This is a genomic window from Duncaniella freteri, assembly GCF_004766125.1.
Classification (GTDB): domain Bacteria; phylum Bacteroidota; class Bacteroidia; order Bacteroidales; family Muribaculaceae; genus Duncaniella; species Duncaniella freteri.
The window spans coordinates 25,866-50,901 of the sequence record NZ_SJSA01000003.1; the positions used below are offsets into that span (position 1 = coordinate 25,866).

At 47.8% G+C, this 25,036-nt stretch carries 32 protein-coding genes; 10 read left to right on the top strand and 22 right to left on the bottom strand.

Annotated elements, in window-relative coordinates:
* Positions 1-8: 8 nt before the first annotated feature.
* From EZ315_RS15400 to EZ315_RS15485, 19 genes are all read right to left on the bottom strand, one after another.
* Positions 9-425: a hypothetical protein gene (locus tag EZ315_RS15400; protein ID WP_135472863.1), complete on the bottom strand. Its 417-nt coding sequence runs from the start codon at positions 423-425 to the stop codon at positions 9-11.
* Positions 403-1,428: an RNA-directed DNA polymerase gene (locus EZ315_RS15405; protein WP_135472864.1), complete on the bottom strand. Its 1,026-nt coding sequence runs from the start codon at positions 1,426-1,428 to the stop codon at positions 403-405. The genes EZ315_RS15400 and EZ315_RS15405 overlap by 23 nt, the downstream gene beginning before the upstream one ends.
* Before the next feature lie 275 nt (positions 1,429-1,703).
* On the bottom strand, positions 1,704-2,063 hold the full coding sequence (locus EZ315_RS15410; protein ID WP_135472865.1) for a hypothetical protein: 360 nt from the start codon (positions 2,061-2,063) through the stop codon (positions 1,704-1,706).
* 54 nt (positions 2,064-2,117) lie between these two features.
* On the bottom strand, positions 2,118-3,560 hold the full coding sequence (locus EZ315_RS15415; protein WP_135472866.1) for a hypothetical protein: 1,443 nt from the start codon (positions 3,558-3,560) through the stop codon (positions 2,118-2,120).
* A 17-nt stretch (positions 3,561-3,577) separates the two neighbouring features.
* Positions 3,578-4,330 carry a hypothetical protein gene (locus EZ315_RS15420; RefSeq protein ID WP_135472867.1) on the bottom strand — a complete coding sequence of 251 codons (753 nt, stop codon included), beginning with the start codon at positions 4,328-4,330 and terminating at the stop codon, positions 3,578-3,580.
* A gap of 3 nt (positions 4,331-4,333) precedes the next feature.
* Positions 4,334-5,152, bottom strand: a complete 819-nt coding sequence (locus EZ315_RS15425; protein ID WP_135472868.1) for a hypothetical protein — start codon at positions 5,150-5,152, stop codon at positions 4,334-4,336.
* 2 nt (positions 5,153-5,154) lie between these two features.
* Complete coding sequence (locus EZ315_RS15430; RefSeq protein WP_238337399.1) at positions 5,155-6,144, bottom strand: hypothetical protein; 990 nt, start codon at positions 6,142-6,144, stop codon at positions 5,155-5,157.
* Complete coding sequence (locus EZ315_RS15435) at positions 6,141-6,629, bottom strand: hypothetical protein (protein WP_135472869.1); 489 nt, start codon at positions 6,627-6,629, stop codon at positions 6,141-6,143. Before EZ315_RS15435 ends, EZ315_RS15430 begins: the two co-directional genes overlap by 4 nt.
* Positions 6,626-11,068 (bottom strand): hypothetical protein, encoded by a 4,443-nt coding sequence (locus EZ315_RS15440; RefSeq protein ID WP_135472870.1) that lies wholly within the window; start codon positions 11,066-11,068, stop codon positions 6,626-6,628. The genes EZ315_RS15435 and EZ315_RS15440 overlap by 4 nt, the downstream gene beginning before the upstream one ends.
* A complete protein-coding gene (locus EZ315_RS16455; RefSeq protein ID WP_168184420.1) occupies positions 11,065-11,235 on the bottom strand; it encodes a hypothetical protein in 171 nt (56 codons plus the stop codon). The genes EZ315_RS15440 and EZ315_RS16455 overlap by 4 nt, the downstream gene beginning before the upstream one ends.
* A gap of 74 nt (positions 11,236-11,309) precedes the next feature.
* Complete coding sequence (locus EZ315_RS15445; RefSeq protein WP_135472871.1) at positions 11,310-11,828, bottom strand: hypothetical protein; 519 nt, start codon at positions 11,826-11,828, stop codon at positions 11,310-11,312.
* Positions 11,829-11,971: 143 nt separating this feature from the next.
* Complete coding sequence (locus tag EZ315_RS15450) at positions 11,972-12,529, bottom strand: hypothetical protein (RefSeq protein WP_135472872.1); 558 nt, start codon at positions 12,527-12,529, stop codon at positions 11,972-11,974.
* Positions 12,530-12,533: 4 nt separating this feature from the next.
* The gene (locus EZ315_RS15455) at positions 12,534-12,944 is read right to left on the bottom strand and encodes a hypothetical protein (protein ID WP_135472873.1); all 411 of its coding nucleotides are present in this window, start codon (positions 12,942-12,944) and stop codon (positions 12,534-12,536) included.
* Entirely contained in the window at positions 12,941-13,435 is a 495-nt protein-coding gene (locus EZ315_RS15460) for a hypothetical protein (protein ID WP_135472874.1), read from the bottom strand. The genes EZ315_RS15455 and EZ315_RS15460 overlap by 4 nt, the downstream gene beginning before the upstream one ends.
* Positions 13,435-13,749: a hypothetical protein gene (locus EZ315_RS15465; protein WP_135472875.1), complete on the bottom strand. Its 315-nt coding sequence runs from the start codon at positions 13,747-13,749 to the stop codon at positions 13,435-13,437. Before EZ315_RS15465 ends, EZ315_RS15460 begins: the two co-directional genes overlap by 1 nt.
* 2 nt (positions 13,750-13,751) lie before the next feature.
* Positions 13,752-14,084, bottom strand: a complete 333-nt coding sequence (locus EZ315_RS15470; protein ID WP_135472876.1) for a DUF6706 family protein — start codon at positions 14,082-14,084, stop codon at positions 13,752-13,754.
* Between the two features lie 4 nt (positions 14,085-14,088).
* Positions 14,089-15,201, bottom strand: coding sequence for a major capsid protein (locus EZ315_RS15475; RefSeq protein WP_170957583.1), 1,113 nt, complete (start codon positions 15,199-15,201; stop codon positions 14,089-14,091).
* A 5-nt stretch (positions 15,202-15,206) separates the two neighbouring features.
* Positions 15,207-15,827, bottom strand: a complete 621-nt coding sequence (locus EZ315_RS15480; protein ID WP_135472878.1) for a hypothetical protein — start codon at positions 15,825-15,827, stop codon at positions 15,207-15,209.
* A 35-nt stretch (positions 15,828-15,862) separates the two neighbouring features.
* On the bottom strand, positions 15,863-16,459 hold the full coding sequence (locus tag EZ315_RS15485) for a hypothetical protein (protein WP_135472879.1): 597 nt from the start codon (positions 16,457-16,459) through the stop codon (positions 15,863-15,865).
* A 238-nt stretch (positions 16,460-16,697) separates the two neighbouring features.
* On the opposite strand from EZ315_RS15485, the gene EZ315_RS16460 reads away from it, so the two are divergent.
* From EZ315_RS16460 to EZ315_RS15525, 10 genes are all read left to right on the top strand, one after another.
* On the top strand, positions 16,698-16,853 hold the full coding sequence (locus EZ315_RS16460) for a hypothetical protein (protein ID WP_168184421.1): 156 nt from the start codon (positions 16,698-16,700) through the stop codon (positions 16,851-16,853).
* Positions 16,854-16,878: 25 nt separating this feature from the next.
* A complete protein-coding gene (locus tag EZ315_RS15490; protein WP_135472880.1) occupies positions 16,879-17,088 on the top strand; it encodes a hypothetical protein in 210 nt (69 codons plus the stop codon).
* Positions 17,089-17,123: 35 nt separating this feature from the next.
* Positions 17,124-17,303 (top strand): hypothetical protein, encoded by a 180-nt coding sequence (locus EZ315_RS15495; protein ID WP_135472881.1) that lies wholly within the window; start codon positions 17,124-17,126, stop codon positions 17,301-17,303.
* Positions 17,293-17,487 carry a hypothetical protein gene (locus tag EZ315_RS15500; RefSeq protein ID WP_135472882.1) on the top strand — a complete coding sequence of 65 codons (195 nt, stop codon included), beginning with the start codon at positions 17,293-17,295 and terminating at the stop codon, positions 17,485-17,487. Before EZ315_RS15495 ends, EZ315_RS15500 begins: the two co-directional genes overlap by 11 nt.
* A gap of 21 nt (positions 17,488-17,508) precedes the next feature.
* A complete protein-coding gene (locus EZ315_RS15505; RefSeq protein ID WP_135472883.1) occupies positions 17,509-18,411 on the top strand; it encodes a DUF932 domain-containing protein in 903 nt (300 codons plus the stop codon).
* Positions 18,412-18,477: 66 nt separating this feature from the next.
* Positions 18,478-18,651 (top strand): hypothetical protein, encoded by a 174-nt coding sequence (locus EZ315_RS16465; protein WP_168184422.1) that lies wholly within the window; start codon positions 18,478-18,480, stop codon positions 18,649-18,651.
* Positions 18,652-18,653: 2 nt separating this feature from the next.
* Positions 18,654-19,043 (top strand): hypothetical protein, encoded by a 390-nt coding sequence (locus tag EZ315_RS15510; RefSeq protein WP_135472884.1) that lies wholly within the window; start codon positions 18,654-18,656, stop codon positions 19,041-19,043.
* 130 nt (positions 19,044-19,173) lie between these two features.
* Positions 19,174-19,413, top strand: a complete 240-nt coding sequence (locus EZ315_RS15515; protein ID WP_135472885.1) for a hypothetical protein — start codon at positions 19,174-19,176, stop codon at positions 19,411-19,413.
* The gene (locus tag EZ315_RS15520) at positions 19,410-20,180 is read left to right on the top strand and encodes an ADP-ribosylglycohydrolase family protein (RefSeq protein ID WP_135472886.1); all 771 of its coding nucleotides are present in this window, start codon (positions 19,410-19,412) and stop codon (positions 20,178-20,180) included. The genes EZ315_RS15515 and EZ315_RS15520 overlap by 4 nt, the downstream gene beginning before the upstream one ends.
* Positions 20,177-20,485: a hypothetical protein gene (locus EZ315_RS15525; RefSeq protein WP_135472887.1), complete on the top strand. Its 309-nt coding sequence runs from the start codon at positions 20,177-20,179 to the stop codon at positions 20,483-20,485. The genes EZ315_RS15520 and EZ315_RS15525 overlap by 4 nt, the downstream gene beginning before the upstream one ends.
* Before the next feature lie 28 nt (positions 20,486-20,513).
* Here EZ315_RS15525 and EZ315_RS15530 read toward each other — a convergent pair whose 3' ends face one another.
* Genes EZ315_RS15530 through EZ315_RS15535 form a run of 3 tightly spaced genes read right to left on the bottom strand, consistent with a single transcriptional unit; the run spans position 20,514 to position 25,025 of the window.
* Positions 20,514-23,297, bottom strand: coding sequence for an ADP-ribosyltransferase (locus tag EZ315_RS15530; protein ID WP_168184423.1), 2,784 nt, complete (start codon positions 23,295-23,297; stop codon positions 20,514-20,516).
* Positions 23,278-23,499: a hypothetical protein gene (locus tag EZ315_RS16470; RefSeq protein WP_168184424.1), complete on the bottom strand. Its 222-nt coding sequence runs from the start codon at positions 23,497-23,499 to the stop codon at positions 23,278-23,280. The genes EZ315_RS15530 and EZ315_RS16470 overlap by 20 nt, the downstream gene beginning before the upstream one ends.
* Positions 23,496-25,025, bottom strand: coding sequence for a phage portal protein (locus tag EZ315_RS15535; RefSeq protein WP_135472889.1), 1,530 nt, complete (start codon positions 25,023-25,025; stop codon positions 23,496-23,498). Before EZ315_RS15535 ends, EZ315_RS16470 begins: the two co-directional genes overlap by 4 nt.
* Positions 25,026-25,036 lie beyond the last annotated feature (11 nt).

Sequence of the window (25,036 nt, forward strand, 5' to 3'; positions counted from 1 at the left end):
GGTGTCGATTATTCGATGTTTAATTCTTCACAGTCCGCGTCAACCTGTGATTTGATGGAATCGCGCTGCGTGAGGAATGCTTTGTATGCGTTGATGGCAGACTGTGCCTTTTCGCCGGTTTTGGAGCCGAAACAACCGAGCTGCGCGGCGTTGTAGTCGTTGATTAACTTCTGTTCGCGATTGTTCGGCCACATAGCGGAAATGACGGCTTCGAGTATGGCGTTACTTGACACCGGCGACCACACAACGACTTCCAGGCACGAGTACTGCGTGCCGCTCTCCTGCGCGTTGGCTGTTTCGCCGTCAGCGGCTGAATGTTCAGTTGCGGGCTTTGCTTCTTCTTGAATGTCCCAACGGTAGAGATAGCTTCCGTTGCCGACTGCCTCCAGAGTAGAAGGCATTTCATCGTAAAATGCACGTTTCATAAAATTGGGGTTTGATGATTGTTTTTAGTAGATGTTTTGAGTTGCATACTTTCGCCCATCCAAACCAACTGCAAAGCTGTTGTTTGTAATCGGCGGCGGATATGTCACTGCGTTTGTTCAATCGGGCTGCTGCGCGGCAAAAATTCTTCTTGATGCCTTTGCGTATCAGCGTCTGATTGTGATAGAAGACGAAACCGACAAAATCCAATCCGCGACCGTGTTTGTCGTTTCGGCTCTCGGCGATTGGAAACACTTGCTCATTACCCTTTAGATTCAATTTGAGTGTAGCGAGGTATGCTTTTATGTCTTTGAGCAACGCTTGAAGTTCCTCTTTGCTCGATGAGAGAAACACCATATCGTCAGCATATCGGAAATAATACTTTATACGCTTGACTTCTTTAATCCAATGGTCGAAGTAAGCAAGCATGAGATTGGCGAAGTATTGGCTTAGGTAGTTTCCGATAGGCACGCCGTCAGTGCTGTCAATTATCGTGTCTAAGAGTTTGAGCGTGTCGGCGCATTTGATTTTTCGCCGGACAACTTGCTTCAGTATGTCGTGGTCAATAGACGGATAGAACTTGCGCACGTCTATTTTAAGGCAATAGCGCGTGTTCTCTTTGTCGCGAAGTGCTTTCTTGACTTTCCGCATTGCGCCGTGAATGCCGCGACCTTTGATGCAACTGTATGTGTCAACTGTAAATGTTGATACCCAAATAGGCTCTAACACATTCATTATTGCATGGTGGAGTATGCGGTCGGGATAGTACGGCAGTCGGAAAATCAATCGTTCTTTCGGCTCGTAGATTGTGAATGTCGAATAGGGCGAATTGACAAACGCCCGATTCTTCAGTTGCTCGTGAAGCGCGATGATGTTGGCTTCACGGTTCTTGTCGTGAAGTCGCACACCGTAGGAGCGAAGTTTTCCGCGCCTCGCCTTTTCATCGGCAAGTCGAAGATTCTCCAATGAGATTATTTTCTCATATAAGTTTCCTATTCGCTTCATTCGCTTTGCTTTTCATTGTTGGGGCTTTTAGCAACGCGGATTACTCCGCGCTGCTTACTAACTCCGTTTTGAGGTGATGTTTTTTGCCAAGGGGCAGGGTCATTGCTCCGAGTTTTGTATATTTTTTACCAAATTGAAAATCATTGACGGGATCTGATATTCGCATTCGTATTCGAGGGCGTGTTATTCGAGTTCGCATACGCAAAACCGGCATTCGCGCTGTTATTCGCATTACCGCTGAAAAGGACACCGCAAGAGCAATCAACCTTATATCGTCACTCGAAGTAATATCGGTTGCCGTTCACTTTGAGGGTCACTCTGCGAGGAAAAGCGTTGCGCTTCTTAATCTCGTTGAGAACGTATCGTATATCACGCGAGTTGGTAAAGAACTTTCGAGCGTCTTTCTCCGGGTCTTCAAGATTCATCTTGATTTTCACGAGGACGCGATTCTCGCCAAACTTCGTCTTCATTCCCTCGAAGAAGTCACACACCCAAAAAGTGGTGTTGATGAGATGCTGCTGATTCGTTTCTTTGCAGTTGAACTGCTTGTTTGTTTCGTCAGCCGGAATTTGGAGGAAGTCAAGTGAGCCATCATCGACTCTCTCTTTGTTTTCGATTTCTTGTTTATTTTCCATTGCGTTGTGGATTATTATGTTACTTGTCGTATTTTGTGGGCGCGGCGTGCCGTGTTACGCTTGGGGGATAAAGCAAAGACGGGAGCCGAAATCCGCAGACGTATCCGAGGGCGTGTCAGACGAGTACGCATACGCAAAACCGGCATACGCGCCGCAATACGCAGCACCGCCGAAAAGGACACCGCGCAGAGCTTCAGCCGTTGGAATGTTCGTATAGTGGTAGTCACAGAAATACGTTGTCGAGCCTGCGCCGGAGCTTACAGAAGGCATAATGTCGCCGTGTTCGCCAAAGATGATTTCTTTGACATATCCCTCGTTTCGAGCTTCATTGCCGACATGAGCATAGCCGGTGTAATTGCTATCTGTAAACTTTGTCGGGTCTGCACACACGAATACCTTGCTAAGTCCGTCACCGGTCGGGGTGTTCGGGCTGATACGCACGTTGATTCCGTCAGTCCATTGCCAAATGTGACCGAACGGATTTTCAACGCCGCGATAGCGAGGCACACTGAATGTTTTAAGCACATCACCGGCTTCATTGTGCGCTTCATAGGCTACGATGCCCGAATTGTTGCCGAGGCTGTCAGTGTGACCGCATGGAACGAAAGGATGATTACCGTTAAAATTGCTCCAACTGCTCCAATCCCACGTTGTCACGCCATCGCCTAAGCCACCTTGCGCATAGCCGTTAGCGTCTTTTGCCGCGTTGTATGCGGCTTGGCTGTCGAGCGTTGCATACTCAATCACAAAGAGCCAATAGAGCGTCTTTTGTGCTTCGTAGGTCATGCAGTTCCACTCGGTGCTTCCGGCTTTGCGGTTACGCGCATAGGTGCGGAAGTTCGTGCGGCTGATTTGAGTGACCGGGCGACCGAGTGCCGAGCGGTATGTGCCATCCCATGCACTCTGATTGCCGCACCCTCTGAAGTCGGCAGAATCATTCACGACTGATGAAAGTTTGTTGCCGGTGCGCTGCAACGATGCTTCATAGGCAGACACGTACATTTTAGGCACGTGGTGATAGCCGGGAAGTGGATGTTCTGATATTTTCACGCGCTGTATGTTGCCGCTCGTTTCAAACTTGCGGTAGTGGTCAGGGATTTCGACCATGACTTGACCGCGTGAGCCGTCACGAGTCGAGCCGAGCCACGATTCCGGCGGCAGATACTCAACAACTTCGCTGTCATCATTCAGCAAGCAACCTTTCATGCGGTTGTGAATCGGGAGTGAGCGGTGCAAGTCCATGTTGCCGATGCGTGTGCAAGCCGGAGATGAAACGGTCTTGTCGCGCTCTATGCCGTAGGCGCACTGGCTCTCCAAATAAGGGAGCATCGTAGCGAGTGCGGCTTTCTTGCTCTCTCCGTCTTCGTCAATAACGTGAGTTACGAGCTTGAACGGATTGGTACCGTTGACTTCCGGCAGGTCTTGAATGCGTTTGCCGGACTGAAACGCTGCAAGCATCTGAATTACGCCTGCTTCTTGGTCTGATGTTAATGCCATATTTTGTTAATTAGAGGTTAGTTTAATAGGAAGTTGCCCGATGAGAGAATCATCGCCGTATTGCGGTTGTTGACAAGCGAGATTCCAGCACATTTTACCCTTATCGAGATTGTCTTATATAGCTGCGTGTTGCCGGTCGGTATCACATGAATCACACTGACACCCTCGTGATTTATTGATATTCGACCGTCCGGCGCGACTGATACGGCGTTATTGTCGCTGAGATACATGATGTTAGGCAGTGAGTATTCCGGCTGCAATTTAGCGCGTATGAATATCTCGGCAAGATTTCCGAGCGTGAGTTCTTCCGGGTATTCAACCGTCATGCCGGACGGCAGCAATCCAAGCGAGGTAACTTGTGATGCAGCGTCAATCAGTGCCTGGCATAGTTCGGTTGCCGAGATTGTTTCTTCTTTGGCTGTCTGCGCTTCACTCGCTGCTGTCGTGGCGGCAGCTGCGGCGGCTGAAGCTGCGGCGGCTTGCGTGTTCGCGTTTCCGGCTGCTGTATTTGCGACATTCGCCATCTGCAACGCTTGCTCCTTTGCGGCGTTTGCATTGGCGGCAGCTGCAAGAGCTTCAGCGGCAGAAACGACACAAAACCACCACGCGCCATCTGTGACGGCGTGATTTGTATTGCCGTCTTTGATAGACAAATACGCGCCGTTATTATACGAAACGAGGTCTAAACGCTCGTATGTGGTCGCGGATGAATATGCACCTTTGGGCGATATTGCGACTTTTCCTAAGTCGATTGAAAGATTACCTGCCATAGTTTACTGATATATGAATTTTAAGTGACCGGTTTCATTGTCGAGAACGAATTGATTTTCGGCGATTTGGTCTTGATAGTACATGATAAGGTGCATATCGCTTTCGTCAACGATGAATGACGGATACAATACACCGCCTTTCGCGAGTACACCGGTATCGACATACTTCTTCGCGGTTTCGTCCCAACGCCACCAATTACCATTTTCACCCATCTTCGGAGGGTTGTTGGCTTGCTCTTTCGCTCGTCCGGCTTGTTTGTCTGCTTCTTTTGCAGAGTTGTTTGCAGTCGTGGCGGCATTATTGGCGTTTGTGGCGGCATCGTTAGCGGCTTTCGTTGCTTCTGCGGCAGCTTTCTTTGAAGCATCTACACTATTGGCGGCATCGTTAGCGGCTTTCGTTGCATCTTCAGCGTTCTTCTTCAGAGTGGCGTGTTCTGTCACTCTGTCGGATTCAGCTTTCGCACGAGCTTGCTCGGCTTGTTTCCGGGCTTTCTCATTGTTTATGCGTGTCGTTTCATTGCCATTTCGAGTCTGCTCATTTGACAGTCTATCTCGCTCGTTGCTTTGTCTGGTCTGCTCATTGGCTTCGATGGCAGCTCTCGATTTGTCGGCATTCTGTGCGGCCGTATTTGCTCGTGTCGCTGCTTTGTCGGCATTGCCAATAGCGGTTTCAACACCCGATTTCAACGATGCGATAGTGTCTGCAATATATTGCAGCGACACGCGGACACTCCGATTGAGAGCGTCAACGCCGATAGTCCACAAACCGTTGAATGCGGTTGACGGAGTAAGCTCCGATATTTTCTTTCTTATTGCACCCATATCTATTCGTGTAGTTTCAAGTTAATTTCTACATCCTCGCTTCCCGGCTCGGTAATGACTATCTCTCCGTCTTCGGTTACAAGCACGAAATAATTGCCGAGAGGTCGGCAGTTCGTGAATGTGAGCGTAGTGGTAAATTCGCACCAAACCGAGCCATTGCGCCGAATGTCAAACGTCGTCACGCTGTTGCTCTTATAGTGACATTCGAACTCATCTATCGGGTTGTCGATATATAACTTTCGCGATTCCGGCTTCAATACGACCGCCCAAAAGGAGTACCACCGTTGCCAAAAGTCCGAAATGCTCGGAGCGTGTATCAACAACTTCAGTCCTACATCTTTCGACTTATACATTACCCAGTCATTGTCATACACGACACCCGGCGAGTTTTTGACATTGACGGTAAGATTCGCCCTTACATTCGGAGCTTTCTCTATATTGTCATCGGTGCCGTCAAGCACATAGATTCCAAAGCGAGAAAAATCTATATCGTCAAGTTCATAGCCTTTCTGCTTGAATCCGGCTGGAGCTGTCGCATACGGCTTATGATTCAATATGATGTTGGAATCGTCCAAATCATCTTCATTAATGAAGTCGTTAAGCACGACCGGGGGGAAGTCATCTGCGAAGTTGACCGATATTTTGCCGAGATGAATCAGAGCCGACCGCGAGGGGTTTCCGACAAGTCGCAACTTGTAAGACTTGGAGAGTTCTGCAAAATGGAATGTGTGATATGATTTGTCCGACAGCAATTCAAAAAGATTGTCGACCATATCAATTTCAGTGATGCAGAACTGAATCGCGAATGTCTTTGTGTCGAGAATCGGACTTGTGAGGTCGGTTTCCTCGCCGTCATACTCATCCCATTCGGTAGATTCCAACTTTTTGAAAGAGGGCATCTGTACGAGTGCCTTGTACCCGTACTGTTCAACGAATACGCCATATTCGGCGTAAGCGTCTTTGCCGTCTATCAAAAGTTTGTTGAACATCATAATACTTTTGCGTTGTCTTGTGTCATTATCGCGACTTGTGATTTTTTGTCATTCTCGATTTTTACTACACTGTACCCGGACGCTATGACCGTAGCTTTCGCGCCACACATGAGGCAAACGGTATAGGCTGCGGTTTCGCGGCATTTCAGCACGGCGGTGGTATCTCCCACCAAAAAGACATTTCGGACATCTGTAAGCGTTATTTCTCCACAGTCGATATACACGCCTAACCGCTCCGGGCTGTACGGCTTGAACTTTCGGAATGTATCGAGTTTCGGGAATCCGAAAGTTGTCATAAACTCCATTCCTTGCACTGTAAACATAAGACGCACCAAGTCCGCGAAATCTTCATAACCGGCAAACATACGGCACTCGGAGAGTTTCCGGGCGACATCGTGCCGTCCGGCTCTCTCGCATTGAGCTTGCGCCTTTGCTTTGGCTTTGAGCCAATCTTGCTGTATGGATTTAATAAGCTGATTTATCATGTCCGTAATTTTAATCCGCGAGTATCAATTTCATCTACGCTGTCTTTGATAGCTTTGACGTTTTCTTTGACATCATCGAGTTTTTTGTTAGTTTCTTCGGTGTTGTCTTTGATGCCGGTTGCTACTTCAAGTAACCGTGTGCCGGTCGCGTTAAGCTCTTTTACACCTTGCACAAGCGTATATGTATGCTCTTGAATCATCGAGAGCCTTGCATTATTTTCATCTACGCTGTCTTGTGAAGCTGTGGCGATTCCTTTTTGAGTGCCCTCGCGTTCGGCATCATCCAACGGAGCAAACCACTTCTTCATATCGTCCGGCAGATTGTTCCAAACTTGTTGAAAGTTTGAGCCGACTTCGTTCAAGTCCGAAGACAGGTCATTCATCGAGTTAATCACGTTGTCAATGCCTTTGAATCGACCGTCAGAGCCAAACCAGCGAGTCTTGTATTTGTCGAATATTTGCCCGATAGGTTCTTCAATGAATTTCGATATAAGCATTCGTTTCGTGATGTCGGCGATAATGTCCTTGACGGTCGAGTGCCACGCTTCCATCGCGTCCTCGCCTTGCGCTGCGGCATCCATAAAAGCATCTCCGAGCCGCTTGGAAATATCTTCAGATGAGCCACCGATAATGTCTTCAAGCATCTCATTGATGATTGTAGCCATTTCGTGCGCAATCTCTTGGATTTGGCGTTGCCAATCCTCAATCTTGCCGTTGTCGGTGTCTTTTTTGTCGCGCTCTTGATTGATTTGCCGCTGAATCAAGATTTGTTGCTCTGCGAGATTCTCAATCTGCTTGCGCGATTCCTCATATTTCTTGCCGCCGAGAGCTTTGTCAGCGGTATATCCGACACTTGCATAGGCATCCGCGAGTTTCTGAATGGATTTCTCGTAAATCTCGTTACGATATACCATTTGACCGATAGCGCGGTTAAACCAATTCGCATATTGCTGCGAAGTCAGATGCAAGCGGAGTACTTCTTCGGTCGTATCGCGATAGACGCTGTTCAGCTTCTTCACGGCATCGCCCACGCGCTCTTTGAATCGCACTGTGTCGGCGTTGTCAAGCTCCCATTGCAGTTGGTCGATGCGTTCTTGCAGCCGCTCGATTTCTTTCTGCTTGGATTCATCATCATTGAAAAGGCTTGCAATAGCTGTCGCAATCTGTAATGCGGCAGATATTACAGTCAGAATGATAGATGCTTTTTCAACTGTCGATATTGAAGTGGCGGTCGCTTGTGCGGTCGCTTGGGTGGCTGTTCCGGCTGCTTCGGCAGTTTGAGCGACATTCTTAGACACGCTCTTGCCGACATCTCCAATCGCGGAAATGACATCTCCGGCTGCGTCTACGACTTCATCAATAAAGCCGAGTGCCTTATCCATACTGTCGGCAATATCGGATGAGAATATCCGGGCGAGCTTTGACGCACGGCCGCCGATATCGGTAACGACTGTTCCGGCAGATTTGAGTTGTGTCGCGAATGTCTTGTATGACTTAGTGACATTGTTCCGGGCATTTAATGCGCGTTGGTCTGCTTGGAGGCTCTTTGTCTTTGCGTCAGTGAATTTTCTCTCTGAAGCTGTGACACGCTCGTTAGCATCTGCAAGCTCCTGACAATCTTGTGCGAGTTCGCCGGTTTCGATTAGTTCGAGAATCTTATGTTTAGCCTGCAAAGCGGCGTTGTATTCCGCTTCGGCTTCGTTGAGTGCTGTTTGTGCGGCCGCAACTTCGGCGAGAGCCGCAACAAGCTCGTCTTTCGCCGTAGATATGTCCTTGAATGACTTATGAAGAGCCGTGAATGGGTTGCGTGAAGCAATCTCATTCTCCATCGCCGTTATCGCCTCCTGGAATGTCTTTATCTGCTCAACGCTCATGCTTGCTTTCTCACGGTCAAAATAGGTCTTGACCTTTTCAAGAGAGTATTGCAATGACTGAAGCGACTGATTGCCAAGGTCGCCGAAAACAACATCCCAATTAATGGTCTTCTTGAAGTCCTCGGCTTTCAACGATGAAAACGCTTCTTCCATTTTGTCTAATGCTTTCGGCAGCATATCGGGCGCGATTGCGGCGACTTGATTAATCTTTTTAGTCCATTCAATAGTCAGCTTGTCGAATCTGTCCTCATACGAGCCAAATTCATCTATTAGCTGATTCATGTATTTTGTGCGCACGTCGGCGAGTTGACGCTCTACTGAATTGGCAATGTCGGCTAATCCCTGCGAGTAGTTAGCTGCGACATCTTTGTTTTTCAGTAGTTCATCAATCCAATCTTGCAAAGAGCGTTTGCCTTGAGCGGAGTTTTCCCAAGTATCTTCAGTGGCTCCGTTCTGTGTCATAAACATTGCGTGAGCGTTGTCGCGCATTGCTTCGGCAAGCTCGATTAACTGCTGCTCCCATGCTTTCTTGCGGCTCTCGCCGTTCCGGCGTATAGTAGCGAGTTCTTTGCCGTAACCGGCTTCCATGCTGTCTATCATCGCTTGCGAGATAGCGTTATTGGTGTCGGTTATGTATTTTTTGACTTCAGCTTGATATTCAGCAAGTAGTTTACGCTGTTCACGTGCCGCTGCTTTGGGGTCGAATGTCTTGCCGCTACCGCGATTGCCGCCGGATTTCGGGTCAATGTGAACGACATCGAAGTGATTTTCTTTTTGGAATCTTTCGAGGTCAGCTTTTTGCTGGGTCATCGCTTCTTTCCAATAGTCTGCTTCTTTGTTGGCTTCTGCAATCATATTCGCCCGGCGTTCCTCGTTTGAATCTCCAAACCAACGTGCCGGATTATACCAACTGCGGTCAAATTCTCCGTTTTCGGCTTTGTGGGCTACTTCAAGAGCTTCAACGTATGCTTCAACGTATTTGTTAAGCAAACCTTGCTGAACGGCTTTCATCCGCAGCATCTCGCAATACGCGGGGCCGCGTTCAGTCAATACGCGCTCCCACTGTTCAAGAGAATCATAATAGCCAAGAGCTTCACCGTATTTGCTGTTAAGCTCATTGACTTTCTTCTTCTCTTGCTCTTTGGAGCCGGTAAAGTTTTTGCAAGCCTTGATGTTGTCTTCGAGTGCGACTTGTTCTTGAATGTAGGTCTTTGCCGCATCTTCGTTGATTTTATTGAGGTCTTGTGTATGTTTGACGGCTTCGTCTTCGGCTGAACATAAATCGACAATCCACGAAACAAGTTCGCCAACGAGTACGACCAACGCGCCTATGCCGGTTGATATGAGAGCGAGTTTCAAAACGCGCATTGCAATCGACATGGCTTTTGATGCGGCAGTACCGGCAACCAATGCGCCGGTATGTGCGTTCTGTGCGGTTGTCGCTGCTTTTGTCGCGCTCGTGTTTGTAGCTTGTGCGCCTGCTCCAGCAGTCGTTACGGCATTGTTCTCTTGCTGTGCGGCCGTATCGACTTTCGTAACGGTCGCGTTTTCTGCTGTCGCTGTAGTGTTGGCATTCTGTGCCGCTGTCGCACTTGCTGTCGCTGTCGCTTCTTGGGTCTGCGATGCTGCGCTTTTGCCGGTCAGCTTGTTCCACTTTTGTTTGACCGCATTGAGCGTTACGAGTGAAAAGGCTGAATCCTTGTTTAAGGTCTGCTGAACTTGCTGCAATCCCATCGTAATAGCCATTAGGGACTGCACCTTTAGCATTATTTCTTGCAGATGTTCATTCTCTCCGGCGAAAAGTCCGACCGCGCCTTGTGCTGCCGAAAACGCGCCTGACAAACCGGTTAAGCCGGAGATTATTCCGGCAAACTGATTTTCATCATTAGCGAATACATTTCCGGCTGACTGAATATCGCCTTGAATATCTTTGAGCCGACCTATTTCTTCTATGATTTCACGATAACGCCCTGTCGTTTTGTCTATTTCGCGCCCTTGCGCTTGCTCGGCATCGCGCAATGCGGCAGCTTCCATTGTAAGCTCACGGATGCGCTGGCGTAATGATACTGCGGCAGTGCTTTGTTTCTCTGCGGCATTGGCGGCAGCAACTAATGACTTCTCGTTTTTTTGTAGCTCTTTTTCTTCAGCTTGTGCGGCCGCAATAACCTCTTTGCGAGTAGTGATTACTTCTTGAATAGCCTTGCGCTGCTGTCGTAGCTCTTTGACATACTCGCTACGTCCAGGCACATTCGCATACTTGTTGGCTTCTTCGGTTACTTGGCGATATGCCTCTTGAAGTTCGTTTACGGCAGAGTTGTTTTCGCGTATGACACGCGCAATCTGCGCGTATGCTTCGCCGATAGCGTTCAGTGTCGGAGTATCATCATACAGAAATTTGAGGTCAACTTCCGGGATTGAAGACGATATGAGTTGCTGAATCCTCGCGCTCTCCTGCTCAATCTGTGAGGTCACGCCGCCGACTTTCTCGGCCATGTGGTCGAGAGCTGCGTCATATTCCGAGGTATCTATCCTCGCGGCATAGGAAAGTCCGTCATTAGTATTCATCTCGCTTTAACTTCTATTTCTTCGTCTTCGTCAAAATCCTTGAAATTATTGGGGTTATTTGCGTCTTTGCTGTCATCGTATAGCGGCGCGTCTGAATTGTCTTTGTTGCTCGTATCATCCGGCATCGGCATCGCGCGGCTGTAAAGCAAAGCATTCAAAAAGCTCATTTCATAGAGCGCGTATTTTTCGGTTACGCCGAATATCTTTGCTACTCCAAGTATCGAAGCCCAGATACTGTCATTCAGCTTATCACTTCCGCTTTTGTTGGCTTTAGTATATTTACCGCGCTTAGGGAAGTGATAATTGCGAAAAAACTTGCCGCCTCGTTCTGCTTCAGTCGCTCAATTATCATGTCGTTAAGCTCCGAGGGACGCACGTTCAAGAGAATCGCATTGGCAAGCTCCGATTTGCGGTCTATTATTTCGACAACTTTTTTACGGCGTTTGATAAGTCCGAAGAACTTGCGTTCTTCGATGATTTTTTCACGCCTCTCGGTAAGATTCTTTGCACCGAGAATCAGCACGGCGGCAATTTCTCCGAGCGGCTTGAAGTCTTTTGCATGATGCGCTACTATGTCGAGCCACTGTTTTTTGTCAAGATTCTCGAATGTCGGGAGTGTCGATATAATCTCCGACACGAGAATGAGCGTAGCAAGAGAGGGCGGCGCAATCTCGTATTTCTCGCCGTCAATCTCGAAAGTGATGTTCCTTTCAAGAATGGTGGCTGCAACCTTGCTTTCTATTGTCGTTTTATCGTTCATTGCTTTTAATGATGAATTAGTGCGCCGAGCCGAATCGAACGGCTGTTTCTCGCCTAAGCGAGCGCATGACCAACTATGCTGCAACGCGGATGCGAGTTTAACCTCCAACTCGAAAGGGCGTCTTTCCGCTTGTCATTGCCGGTTTAGGAGCCGCCACCGGCAGTAAGGTCAGATGCAAACGTGGGGTCTGCCCAGTCTGTCTTTTTGACTCTGAACTTCTTGTAGAGCAAACCGTCTTCGGTTTCGATGATTTTGAAAGTGAGGTCAACATACGAGCCTTCGTCTTCAGATGAGCCGGGACGGAATTTGACGGAGCATTTCGGAGCTTTTACACCCTGCGCTCCGATATTCTTCGGGGTCACTTTGACTGAAAACTCGCCCTGCACGATGTTTGTCTTGACATCGAGTTCATCGCCGTCAGTGCTGATAACTGCGCCGGTCAACATCTTCTCGGTGTCGAAGTCCATCTCCTTGACGCGAGTAGTGATTACTACTTCGGGTTCGCCCTCTTCTTCGGCAACGGTTTTGCCGCCGGATGCTTTCGCGGTCAGCGTTTCGCCATCAGAAGTTGAGAGTGAAGTCGATTTGTCGTTAGTCGTGCCGACCGAAACGAGCTGCGTTGCCATAGCATCGTTAGCCCCGGTTGGTCCGATTTCAACACGACATTCCGACCACGACATGATGATTTTCTTGCGTTTCATACTGTTACTGTGTTAATCGTTGAAATTTTAATCGTGTTACAATTAGATGCTGCTCTATTTCTTCGGGGAGTTCCGTTGATTTTGGCAGTCCGTCACATCGAATCAGATACTCGGTATCTTCGCAATTCTTTACAAAGGCTATTATCGCGCTTTCCAAGACACCGACACGCGCTTTGTCTTCGACTTTGCGCCCATCGTTGTTTGCAATGTCAGGGACATAGACGTGAATCAGCATTATGCCGCCTTGCACTTGTTCGTCAGTCCCGGCAAGAAACTTGACAATCAAATCTTCGCTTTTAGCGTTTGTCGGTCGCATCCCGCTTCGGTACACGCTTCCGCGAATTTCCTTGCCTAAGTCGCTGTTTTTTACGAGCGTATAGAAGTCGCGCTCAAAGTCTATTTCCGTCTTTGTCATTGCGGCGTGATATATCCTTTTAGAAGTTTGTTCAGTAATCGTTCTGCTTCGAGTTCGGCAGATGCAAGCACGTTTTTACCGCGCACGTTTTCAACATAGGCGGCGTATTCCATGCCAGCGCACACAATCAGCACCACGCCCCAAGGGAATTTAGCTTGCAGACGCTTCAAGAGAGCTTGCCCCTCTGATACGCCTTGCGCTCCGTTTCCTTGTTTGCCGGAGTATTGCTTTGTCGCGCCATGCACTTTGACTTCGCCATCAACGAGAATGACATACCCGATAGAACTTCTGAGATTGCCGGTAATGTCGTTGTAATCTCCGCTTTCACGCGCCATTTTGACACAAGCCTCACCGATGAACGAAAATTGCTTGACGAGATGAGCGATAAGCTCTTTTCGCTTTATCTTCAGCGATTGATACAGCTTGCGCGTGTCAGTCTTTGACACCAACACGCCTTTGTATTTGCCGTGTGTCTGCGTTGTTTTTGCCATTACACAAGTATCTGAATACGTCCTACGGTTGTCAGCGGCTCACGACTCATTACCCGAAATTCGCCAAGTTCTTCAGAGTGCCGGGTCAGTTTCACACGTTCAAATTGCGCTTCTTCGTCAGATTCGATAAGCACTGTGAATGAAGCCATGCGAAATTCGCCATCCTCGTACTTGCCCTTGCGGTTGTCGGAGTTCGTTTTGATAGAGCATTCTATCGGGTCACTCCATTCGGTAGTGGCTTCGATAGGCTCTCCATACTCGTTCTCCCCACCGGGTACGACTTTCAGATATTGAAGTGTGCCGTTTGTTCTCATTCTTACCAAAGATTAGTGGCATCATCAATCGTCCGTAAATAGTCGCCAAGTTCCTCGTCTGCATCAAGTCCGTATTGCTTGCACCAATACGATAGAGATTCTTTTACGGAATCCTCGCGTACTGAAGTCGATACGCCGTTTTCGCTCCGGCTGCTTTCGACATATCCCATGACAAGGCGAATCGCCACCCGAAAGAGTTTTGCATCTTTCGGGGTGGCTTCAGCTTGTGCCTCGATACCCTCATTGAATAGCGCGAAGTTGAGTGTCGCGCTATCCGGGTAAAAGGTATTCGCGATTGCATTGCAAAGTCTGCTTAATGCTTCGAGATTCTTCACGACTTTACGATACTACTGTTTTGAGGGTATAGATACCGTTCATTTCGGTAATAACCGGCAGCGACTGTGATTCAGCCTTGGTATATTCAGTGTGCTTCGAGCCCTCTTTCTGACCGACACTCCACAGAGAAGTGACAATGCGGCCGTAGTTGGCATACGACACTCCGTCATCCGGCTTCAACTCGCAATCCGAGTAGGCATTCTTGACAACGCCAAGTTCGCCGGCAGGGACGAATACGATGTTGTCTTGATTCCACGGGGTGTAAGGAATAGCCTCACGCCCTTTCTGAATGCGTACTATTCGACGGATAGGCTCGAATATCGGGTAGTTGTTCGTCTCCATAAACTCGTTTATGTCGCGGAGAAGTACCGGCTTTGAGGACTTGTCAGTACCCCAAATAAGCTGCTTCATCTTCTTTGTGCGACACATATACGAGAGTCGGGAGGGCGAGAGTAGAGCTTTTGCAAGCGCGACCTTATCCTGCGATGCGTCAAGGATAGCTTGAATGTCCTCAAAGCAATCCACAGTGTCGATATTGGCGAGAGTCCAAGCGGTCTTGCAGCTTGCGATGTTCTCGCCGGGCTGATTGAACGAGATAGAGCCTTTGACACCGCCCTCCGGGTTGGTTGTTTCATCGAAAGTGAACGTACCTTCGTTGGAGAGTGCGCCGAGGAATATCATATCGAGTTTGCCGTAAACCGCGTTGACAACGGTCTTAACATCGCCCATCATAAGATTTATGAGGCGGTTTCTTTTGTCCTCATCCTTGATGAGCTTGCTGTCGAGCAACGAAAGAATCTTTCGGTACGTCTTCATCAGCATCGGGAGCGTGAGGGCGTGGTTTACGAGAGTTTCTTTGAGTGTTTCTACACCCGAAGTACCCATAATCGGCTCGGCTGCGTTTTCTCCGATAGTCGGTGCGGCTATCGTGATGTTGTACTTGCCGATTAACTCTTCAAAATCGAGTTCGATTGTGGGGTCATCCCAGTGCATATATCGCTCAAAGATAACTTGGTCGAAAAGCTGCTTGTTGAGTTCACTTGCAGCATCGAATCGTATCTGCACCTCTTTGGTGAGGTCACCAAAGACGGAGCTGGATAAAAATTCCTTTGGCATAGTGATTACTGCTTAATGTAGATGATGTTGGGGTTGTTTTTGAGCGCGATGCCGGTCAACCATTCCGGCAGCATCGGGAAGAGAAGTGACGGCATGAGAACGACTGCCTCATAGGCAGCATCGAGAGTAGGCAGTCCGCGACCGGTAAACTCTTTGTCTTCGCCCACGATGTTGTTTGGGGAGTAGCGCACGGAGTTTGTAGTCGTAGCTGAATCTCCCTGCCCCTCTGTCACTGCGACACCCTCTGCGATTACATCATCGGCTTGTATGCCGGTGTATGCTGCTTTGAGCTTCAGAATGTCGTAGGCATCGTTGGTGCGGTCGATTGAATCAATCTCGCCGAGCTCGGTTGCACCGAGCTTGATGATTTTGTCGCCTGCCACGAAATAGTGACCTTTGGGGACTCTCACTTCCTTTGTAGTGCCGCCATTGAGGACAGTCGCGGTCTTGCAGACGGCGGCGGTCATAGTGTCAAAATCGACATACAAAGGCGTTGCGCGGCGTACTACTGTTCCGACCGGAAATTCTTGTGTAGGCTTGAAGCCACCGGGGAGCATCTTGCATTCACCACGCCAAATCTCCGGGAAACGACCCGGAAACTGCTGTGTCTTAAATTCAATAGCCATTTTGGGGTTGATGAATTAGAAGTTGATAATTGACCTTACTTTTTGTCGGGGAGTGACTGCGCCCAGGCTTTTGCAGCCGCTTTCGACTCTTCCTCGGAGTTTCCGAGTTCATGCGAACGGTCTTTCGGCATGAGATTGTTGTTTACAAGGTCTTGTTTGAAGCTGGTGAGTTCTGCGTCAACATCCGCATCGTCTGCCAAATGCAGACGCTTCACGAGATAGTCAGGAATGCCGAGCTTCTTTGCCTTGTCAGCGATGAGCGATGCACGTTCCGACTTGGCTTTTTCCTCTTTGAGCGTCTTATTCTCTGTTTCGAGAGCGTTCAGTCGTTCAGTAAAAGGCTTCATCCATGCCGGTATTTCGTCTTCGCCGGTTTCGCCGTCTTCTTCCTCTCCGTCGCCCTCGCCTTTGGATGGCTTGGTAGATGATTTCTTGCGTGACTTCCTCGTAATCTCCCCCTGCATCGCTTTTGCATAGGGTACGAGCGAATCCACTTTTGCGGCTATTTCGTCATCGGTCGCTTCGTCTGTGAGGTCGGAAGCTCCGATTTCAACGAGTTCTTCTATTCCTTTGGGTGTAAGTCCGTATTGCTTACATTTTGCGGTCAGTGCCGCGAGTAGTTTCTTCTTCATTGCAATGGTTGATTGGGGTTTGAATATTCAATACGCGCAAAGATAGGGAGAATTTTCGACATAATACCTATTAAGTATCGGAATTTTTCAAAACTTTTTTCTTCTCTCATGTGGCTACCTATTAGCAATATAGGAATTTGAGTAAATTTTTATCAAAAAATAATTGGTGAAAAAGTTGCCTATTATTAGGATAGTCTATAACTTTGCGACATGAAACAATACTTAATAGATAACGAAAATGAAAATCCGAAAGAAAATAATCAAAGTGAGCCGAGAAAGAGCGATAGAGTTAGCCGCTAATCTCAACTGCATCTCAAAAGAGATGGCAAGCAAGTACACCGACAGCGAATTGAAAGAGTGCCTGCGTCTTCTCAAACTCAAAGCTGACTTCTAATCATCAACCCTCAATCTCAACGCAAATGAAACCCGAACACCTTGCCGAAGCTATAAGCATCATCAGCAACAGCAACTCAATCAAAGTGTCGTTCAATGTGCCGGTCAATGATAACTACTCGCACACATACGCGATACTCATTCACGAGAGCAACGCATCAGTCGTTAATCAACTCGTAAAAGCCGGATTCTCGCTCTCTATGAATCCTAAAGGGCTTTCAGTCGATAAATTCTAAATCCAATCTACGCAATGAAGACTTATGACGAAACAATGAGCATACTCAATAGCTCAAAGCAATTCAAATTCGAGTATAACGAGGATAGCGGTCGCCCGACAGTACTTGCCGTAACTGATTACTATACCGGCGAGAGTGTCAAACTTGACCTCTCACGCCTCACCCCGGAGATGCTTGATGAACTTCAGATAGAAGATTCGGAAGATGAATACTAAAGCAAGCATGGAACAATATACTGTAACTTTCTTCGTAGAAAAGACTGATTTAGCCGGGAATCATAAGGGCATGGAGAAGCGAGTAATCCGAACCGGCAAAACTACTATCGCAGAAGCCGCAGAAGTGGCGATTGCTCACGGTGCCAATCCGTTCAAAAATTGGAAGCTAACTTGGGAAAAATAACAACTCTAAAATACAACGCAAATGATTACTGAAACCACTCTCGAAAACAAGATGTTTGACTTCGACAAAGCGAAAGTTCAAACGCTCTCACTCGCTCAATTAGAGCGCACACACCGTGAAAACGATGTCTACGGCAAGCCGCTTCGTGGTATCTATCACTTCGAGCTGCTGCAAACGCTCATCAACGAGTGCAACAACCTCGGCTATAACGTAGAGGTTTATGACCTCTTTGCCGCGCAGAACAAAGACCGCAGCACTCCCGGCGTGGTGCTGCTCCCACAAGTCGAAGCACAATACGGCGAAAGAGCCTTTGAAGCTCACATATTGCGCCGCGTCTTCGCTAACATCCGTATAACTGACTTCGATGATGAGGAAAAGACAACAAACCTCGCAGTCGCTTTCCATCAGAAAGGCATTCAAGTCGGCTTCGGAAACATGGTCAAAATCTGCCACAATCAAACTATGCTTTGCGCCGACAAGTATATCGCCACATACAATGAGCGCGGCAAAGGGCGCGGCGAAGCTATCACGATTCCGCAAGTTCTCGATGTTGTCAAGTCGTGGCTTGTAGATGCCAGGCACATCATCGTGACCGAGCGCGAAAAGATAGAGCGCATGAAAGAGATTGAGGTCGGCGTTCAACAAGCTCTCTTGCTCATCGGTATGCTGACCGCAATTCGCGTTAAGTGCGACTCTGCATATCCGACAATCAAGGAGAATCGCGTCTATCCGCTCAATCAAGCTCAAATAACAAAGTTCACGGAGAGCTTGTTGCTGAAGTATCACGATACACCAAGCGTTTCAGCGTGGGACTTGTATAACGCCGCGACTGACCTTTACAAAGCTGACTCGATGGATATTCCGGCACTCATGCCGCAGAATCGCGCAATGGTGCAATTCCTCAACGAGCAATTCAATATCTGACACAACATATCATCAACCGGCGAGAGGTAGCCTTAGCCGTTGCCTCTCGCCCTTACAATCAATCTAATGGCAGACAGTAAAGAACAACTAACAGCAAACGATGAGGAGCTTATCGAGCTTGCTTATTCGACAACATACCGCAGTTCCATTCGTCAGTATATCCGCGAAGCTGACACGGAGCGTTGTCGTGAGATTTTAACCCGAATTATGAATGAATCTGATGTTGAATGGGAGGACTGAAGATGAAAAAAGCACTTATTATCGACACCGGCGAAGTGATTAGGGTTGTCGAAGTTATCAAAACGACTAACAACGGCACGATATTTCGCGATGTCGCTACCGGCAAAACATACTACGACCGCGAGATTCAGATATTCGATGACAGTGGCGTTATGGAGTTCGTTGAAATGTGGCTCCCGAACTATTATCACTCTGACATGATTGGGTGGATTGACGACCTGCATTGCGCTCTTGATAACGAGTGCGATGATGAAAAGCTCGCTCGTATAGAAGAAGCGTGGGGAACTGACCCCAAAGGATGGCTCTACGAGTTAATCAATCTTGAATCGGCTGCATATCGCCACGCCCTTGAAAGATTCTACGAGCTGCAATATCCCGGTATTAAATCCTAATAGGCACGGTAAGGTTAGCCTACTCCGCATTTCTCGCTTTCAGTTGATAAAATATACATTTATTCGGCTGAAATGCGAGGATTAGCGAGGAAATGAGTAATTTTGCAAAACCTTAAAACTCAACGCAAAAATGGAATCATCGAAAGTCGTACACGTTCACTTCAAAAAGCCATACGAGGGAATGACTGACCTCTATTTCGGCTCTCTGAAAGCGATATATCTTCAAGTGCCGGAAGATATAATCGGGATAAAATACAAGTCGCTTACAAACGCCATTCGAGGCAAAGATTGTTACGAGAATAAACGCTGCATTATCCGCATCGGTGCATTGCAGCGTATGTCAAATATAAAAAACAAAGACAAACAATGATAGGAGCAATAATAGGCGACATTGCCGGTTCTCGTTTCGAGTTCAACAATACGAATGACTATAACTTCGAGTTCTTTCACAAAGATTGCCGTTATACCGATGACACAATATGCACGGTTGCCGTTGCAGACGCTATTCTACACGGCGTGAGCTATAAAGATAGCATCTTGTATTGGTGTCGCAAATATCCGCATCCTATGGGCGCGTATGGTGGCTCTTTCTCACGTTGGCTGCATGAAGATGACCCGCAACCGTACAATTCATTCGGGAATGGTGCTGCAATGCGAGTATCGCCGGTTGCATGGGCATTTGATGATGCAAGCGATGTTATGCGTCAAGCTATGTCAAGCGCGGAATGCTCACACAATCACTATGAGGGTATCATTGGGGCAATAGCGACTGCGGAGTTGATTTTTTCATTTCGCAAGCTGCCGGAAAAAGATAACTTTGTGAATCTAATCGGAGGACTGTATTACGGTCAAAATTGGGAAAACAATTTGCCGCGTCCTGGCGTTTTCGATGAAACTTGTCAAGGCTGCGTGCCACTCGCATTTCACATCATCAAAGAGAGTTCATCATTTGAAGATGCTGTGCGTAATGCCGTAAGCTACGGCGGCGATTCAGACACGCTCGGCGCAATAGTCGGCTCAATAGCTGAAGCTCGTTGGGGTGTGCCTATCGAGATGCAAAAGATGGCTCTGAATATGCTTCCACAAGATATGCTCAAAGTCGTTACTAACTTCATACAAAAGTGTCAATACAAATGAGCAAAGATTCATTACTCAAATTATGCCGTTACTATCACGGTGAAAAAAATAATCCATACGAGGGCGATAAAGCTCTATTATGGGATTATGAAAGAGCTTGGGTTGAAGATTCTGCGAATGATTCAGATTCAAATTCCGAGTATCTTTCGGATTATCTGACTTACGGACTGCGTGACTTCTCGAAGTTCGATAAAATCCCGGTCACGCTCAAAGCAATGTTATTCAATCGCTATGCGAAAAACGCATACTCAATGAAAGATGCCGTTTCCGGCTTCAAAGAGTTTTATCAGAAATACTACAAGTAGCAAAGGGCGCGATTATGCGCCCTTTGTCTTACTTCGTCATACCGGTTGGCTGTGTGAACTGCTGACCGATTAACATTAAGTATAAATTTTTGCCGCTCTTTCTGATTACTTTGAATCTACTGCCGCGCTGACCTATCCATTCAAACTCACCTCCTAACCCCACTTTTTCAGTACCGTTCCATATTCGGGTCTGATAGTCATAATAACCGGCGTTATAATGAGTGAACGGTTCTGCGAATATGCCTTGTGCGCCCTTCGGTATCAAAATAATCATATTAACAGAGCCGCCGAATCCCTTATCTCGGTGACACGCCGTTGATAAGAATGCGCCGTCAATGAACGTATCGCCAACTTCGGCTTGGCTCAAATTCTTGCCGATTTCCGGAATATAATAATCGCTCGTACCTCGCCTTACGACCATATCTTGCTTTGTCTTAACACGGCTCAAAGCTGCGGTTATTTTCGGCATATCATTGTCATATTCATCTTTCGCTCGTCCGCCACAATATGACATATTACGCAATGGCTCGTTGAGGTAGCTATATGTCTGCGTATATTTAGTGAGCAACATACGTTCTTCTTCGATAAGTCCTTTCCATGCTTCTTCAGTAGCCGGACGCATCACATCATCCATGCCCTCTACTGTATTGACTTTGTAATCATCGAGCAACTCTTTTTGTCGCTTTTTTGATAGCTCCTTAAATGTGACTTCACCGATTTTGCTACCCTTGACAGCTTTTTGCGCTGCTGCTTTTTCTTGTAGTTCTTTTCGTTTTTGGGCGTAGTCAATCTTCGCTTTAATCGTAAGCATATCGCCGCCGGATGCAAGCAACAATTCTGCTTCCAAGACAGCATTAGCGACCGTAGTGGCTTTCGGGTGTGAAGCGACATACACTTTCAGTTTGTCGATAGTGTCTTTCGCCTCCGCTACTGCTATTTGCTTCTTAACTTCATCGAGCTTCTTCATATAAGCATCTTGAGCTACATTCCAAGTCGGATATTGCTTATGCGGCTTCAGATATGTAGGGTCAGATACCCACTTGATTTCTTTCTCAATCGCTTTGACTTGCTCGTATAATGGAAGTGTCGATATGTTCGCGAGTTTCGATTCAACGGCGGCATACACTTGTTGCAGTTCTGCAAGCGTGAATTGTTCGTGCCAAGTGTGAGCATCCGGGATTATAGCTGACAATGCTTGCTCGGCTTTCTTCATCGCGAGTACACTTTGAGCGAGGGCGCGTGTCTGCTTGTGTATCGCTTCAAGATTGCCGGATGCAAGAGCTTCGTTGAGTGCGGTCGTATCGACTTCGCTATAACCGTCAGCAATACTATTGACCTTTTTGGCAGTTGCTTTGATAAGCTGCTGTTTTGCTGACATAGCGAGTGCGAGCGTCCGTGTCTGCGCTTGAATGAGTGCTGTGTTTCCGCTCTTGATTGCTTCTTCGAGTTCGGCGGTAGATATGCCGAAAGATGCAAACCGCTTGGCGGCTGCATTGAGTACGTTGTTTGCAGTAGCGTTGACTTGTCGCGAATGTCTTTTTTCGGCTTCGATTCTCTCGCTTCGCTCTTTCCAACGGCGGCGAATCTCGTCCTCTTGCTCCGGCGTTCTCGCTTCATGCCGTTTCGCCGCGATTTGCTGCGGTGTGAGCTTCTTTAATGACGGGTCAAGTATTTCATCTATCGCCATAGCGTTGTTGCGGATAAAGTACGGTTCTGTGCCTCTATCGCGAGATTGTGCGATGTCTTCTTTATGCTCTGACACCCACTGTTTGAAATTGTCCGGGTAGTCAGTTATTCGCTTGCCCCTCGGCACATACTTTTCGCCACGCAAAAACGCTTCTGATACTTTCGCCATTTCATCTTCATCCATCAGAATCGGAGTAACGAAACAAAAGCATTGCGGATGCCAACCGTCAAAGACAAAATCAACCGGATAATCACCTGCGAGCTTGTCGCAAATGTCTTTTTTCGGGTGCGAGCGTGAGAGATTGACACGTTGACCGAGAACAAAGTCCATTTGTTGCCACCGTTCATTGTCTGCTCTGCGATATGCGATATTCGTTTCAGTTCGAGCAACACGCATAGCGTTTTGAGCTGAAGACTTGTAATAGCCGCGCCCAGTCCATTGGTCTTGATAAGTACGCTTGTCGTAGTCTATCCATTTGACTTTGCCGGTTGCCGGGTCTTTGATACGCTTCTTCCATTTGCGCCGCCATTCGCCGGATTCAGGGTCTTTATATCTGAATCGGCGAAACATCAAGTCCGGGTCGTTGAGGTACTGACGGACTTTGCGCGACATTTGCGCCGCCGATTCTCCCTCTCCGACTGAAACTGTTATCGCGACTTCCATTTCATCGCGTAGCTGCTCGACGGCTTTCCATACTCGCTGTGACAAATTCAACCCCTTTTCACTTCGAGCGATAAAAGCGTTCATCGCCGCATTGTTACGTTGAGTCCATGCCGAAAATTCGGGTGAAGATAATGCGCGTTTGCCAAAGCACGATTGCACGAGCTTGTCACATTCTTCATTAGCTTGCGCCCATTCGAGTTTGATGCCTTTTTCGATAGCCATAGTCGCGACTGCATGAAGCTGACGGAGTAACCGCTCAACTTCCTTTTGTCGCTTCATTGATTCTCCGGCGAAAGAAAACATCTCGCCCTCGTCAAGCTGCGGCATAGAGCGATTCAAAGCGAGAATTTCATTGACTGTTGCCGCGAACAACGTGCGCACACGCTCGGCGTATGCTTCAGTACGCTTTATTCGCGCTTGTGTCGCGCTCTTGGGGTCTATGTCATTTTGCTTCTTTGCCATGCTTGCATTCATCGGGGTAATAGTCCTCATCTTCCACGCATTCCGGCGCATATTGCGGAAATACGTTGAATCCTACCTGACGGCGTGAAGATTCTTGCTCAATCGGCATTTCTTCTGAATAGATGCAAATGCCGAATGCGTAGATTGAAGTCCGCTGAATCTTTTTGTCAGTCGTGATTCGCTTGAAGATTATCGACTTCATTTCTTTTCTTTTTTCGATTTCTTCTCATCGCCAGGCTTCTTTTCCTCATCTTCCTCTCCGTCTTCTTCATCGTCACCGTCAGAGAATGATTGCGCTCCGGCTTCGCCTCCATCATCGCCGAATATAGACTGTTGCTGTTTCATTCGCTCGTCTGCTTCAGCTTTGATGCGTTCTTTTTCGAGTGCCGTGTCAGAAATAAGAGGATTCTTTTCGATAGCTGTTTCATTCGACATGATTTCTGCATCGAGGCAAGCTGTGATGTTCTTGATGTCAGCTTCGATGTCTTCTCCGAACGGCTCTTGAAACTCGTGAGCAACGCTCAATTCGTCACACTGACTTTTGAGCGACACATCGAGTACATTGCCGATGATTGCTCCAATGAGAGAGCCGGTGCGGTCAAGTAGTTCATCGTGGCTTTCTTTGCGCTTCGATGCCTTGATGTCTGCAAGCATCATAACCGTGCGCAATGCCTTTGCCGAGAGTTGCGAGATTGATTTGAGCGTGTCGAGAGTGATGTTCGGCGTGAATGACTTTGAGAGTATATGAGCTTCGAGGAAGTCAAGCTCATCTTTCTTCGACTGTGGAGCGTTATCCCACGTGACATAAGCCATTGCGTTTTGAACACCGTCTTTATTGTTCGTGTATAGAGCTTTGCCGACATCTCCTTTTTCGGGCAGATTCTTGATAACATCGGCGTTATACACGGCAATAGGGTCGGCGAAGTAGTCATTGGTATCGGCGTTTCTTGACGCTATCCATTCCTCGCGGTTGATAAGATGCTCTACGCCCTCCCATTCTTTCTCTTGCTGAAAAAGAATGATAGGAATCTTGCCTATGAAGTTGATTTCTTTCTCAACTTGCCACCCGAGGGACTTCTTTGTGCATCGGTATATAAATTCCGGCGTGAAGATGTCGAAGTGATATACGACTTTATCCTCTTTTTCGCGCACGTTATATCCCCATGCCACCGAGATTAGATTCTCGTACTGGTCCCAACGTGTGTATATCTCATCGCCTTTGCTCTTGGCGAGTACGCGAATCTGCACGTCCGGGTTGCCGTCATCGTCTTTGAACACGCGGAATAGCATCGCGCTCTCTGTTTCCTTTCCGGCGAGTCGCTTGCATTGGCGTATCTTACTGTTGAATCGGGTGCGCTTGATTACATCGAGGAACTTTGCAAACGCTTCGTCAGTACCCTCGGAAACTTGTGTCCACTTAACCGGGCGACCGTAGAGAAACACAAGCGCGATTTCGTTGATATAGGCTTGATACGGAATGGGGAGCTTCCACAAGTGTTGCACCCCACGCCGGTTGCCTTTCTTGTCGGTTAGAATCTTATCCTTTCGGGACATTACTTCGTGCGTTGCGGTGTCATACTCACGCATCGCGCTGTCTGCTGCGCGTCCGTTGGTGCGCATCTTCGACCGAATCTGCGATATGTCGCCGGAAGCGAGTAGTTCATCAAACTCTTGCTTTCTTCCGGCAATTCGGTTGATGAGGTTAGTCGTTACTTGCAAAAACTGCATAATTTAGAGAT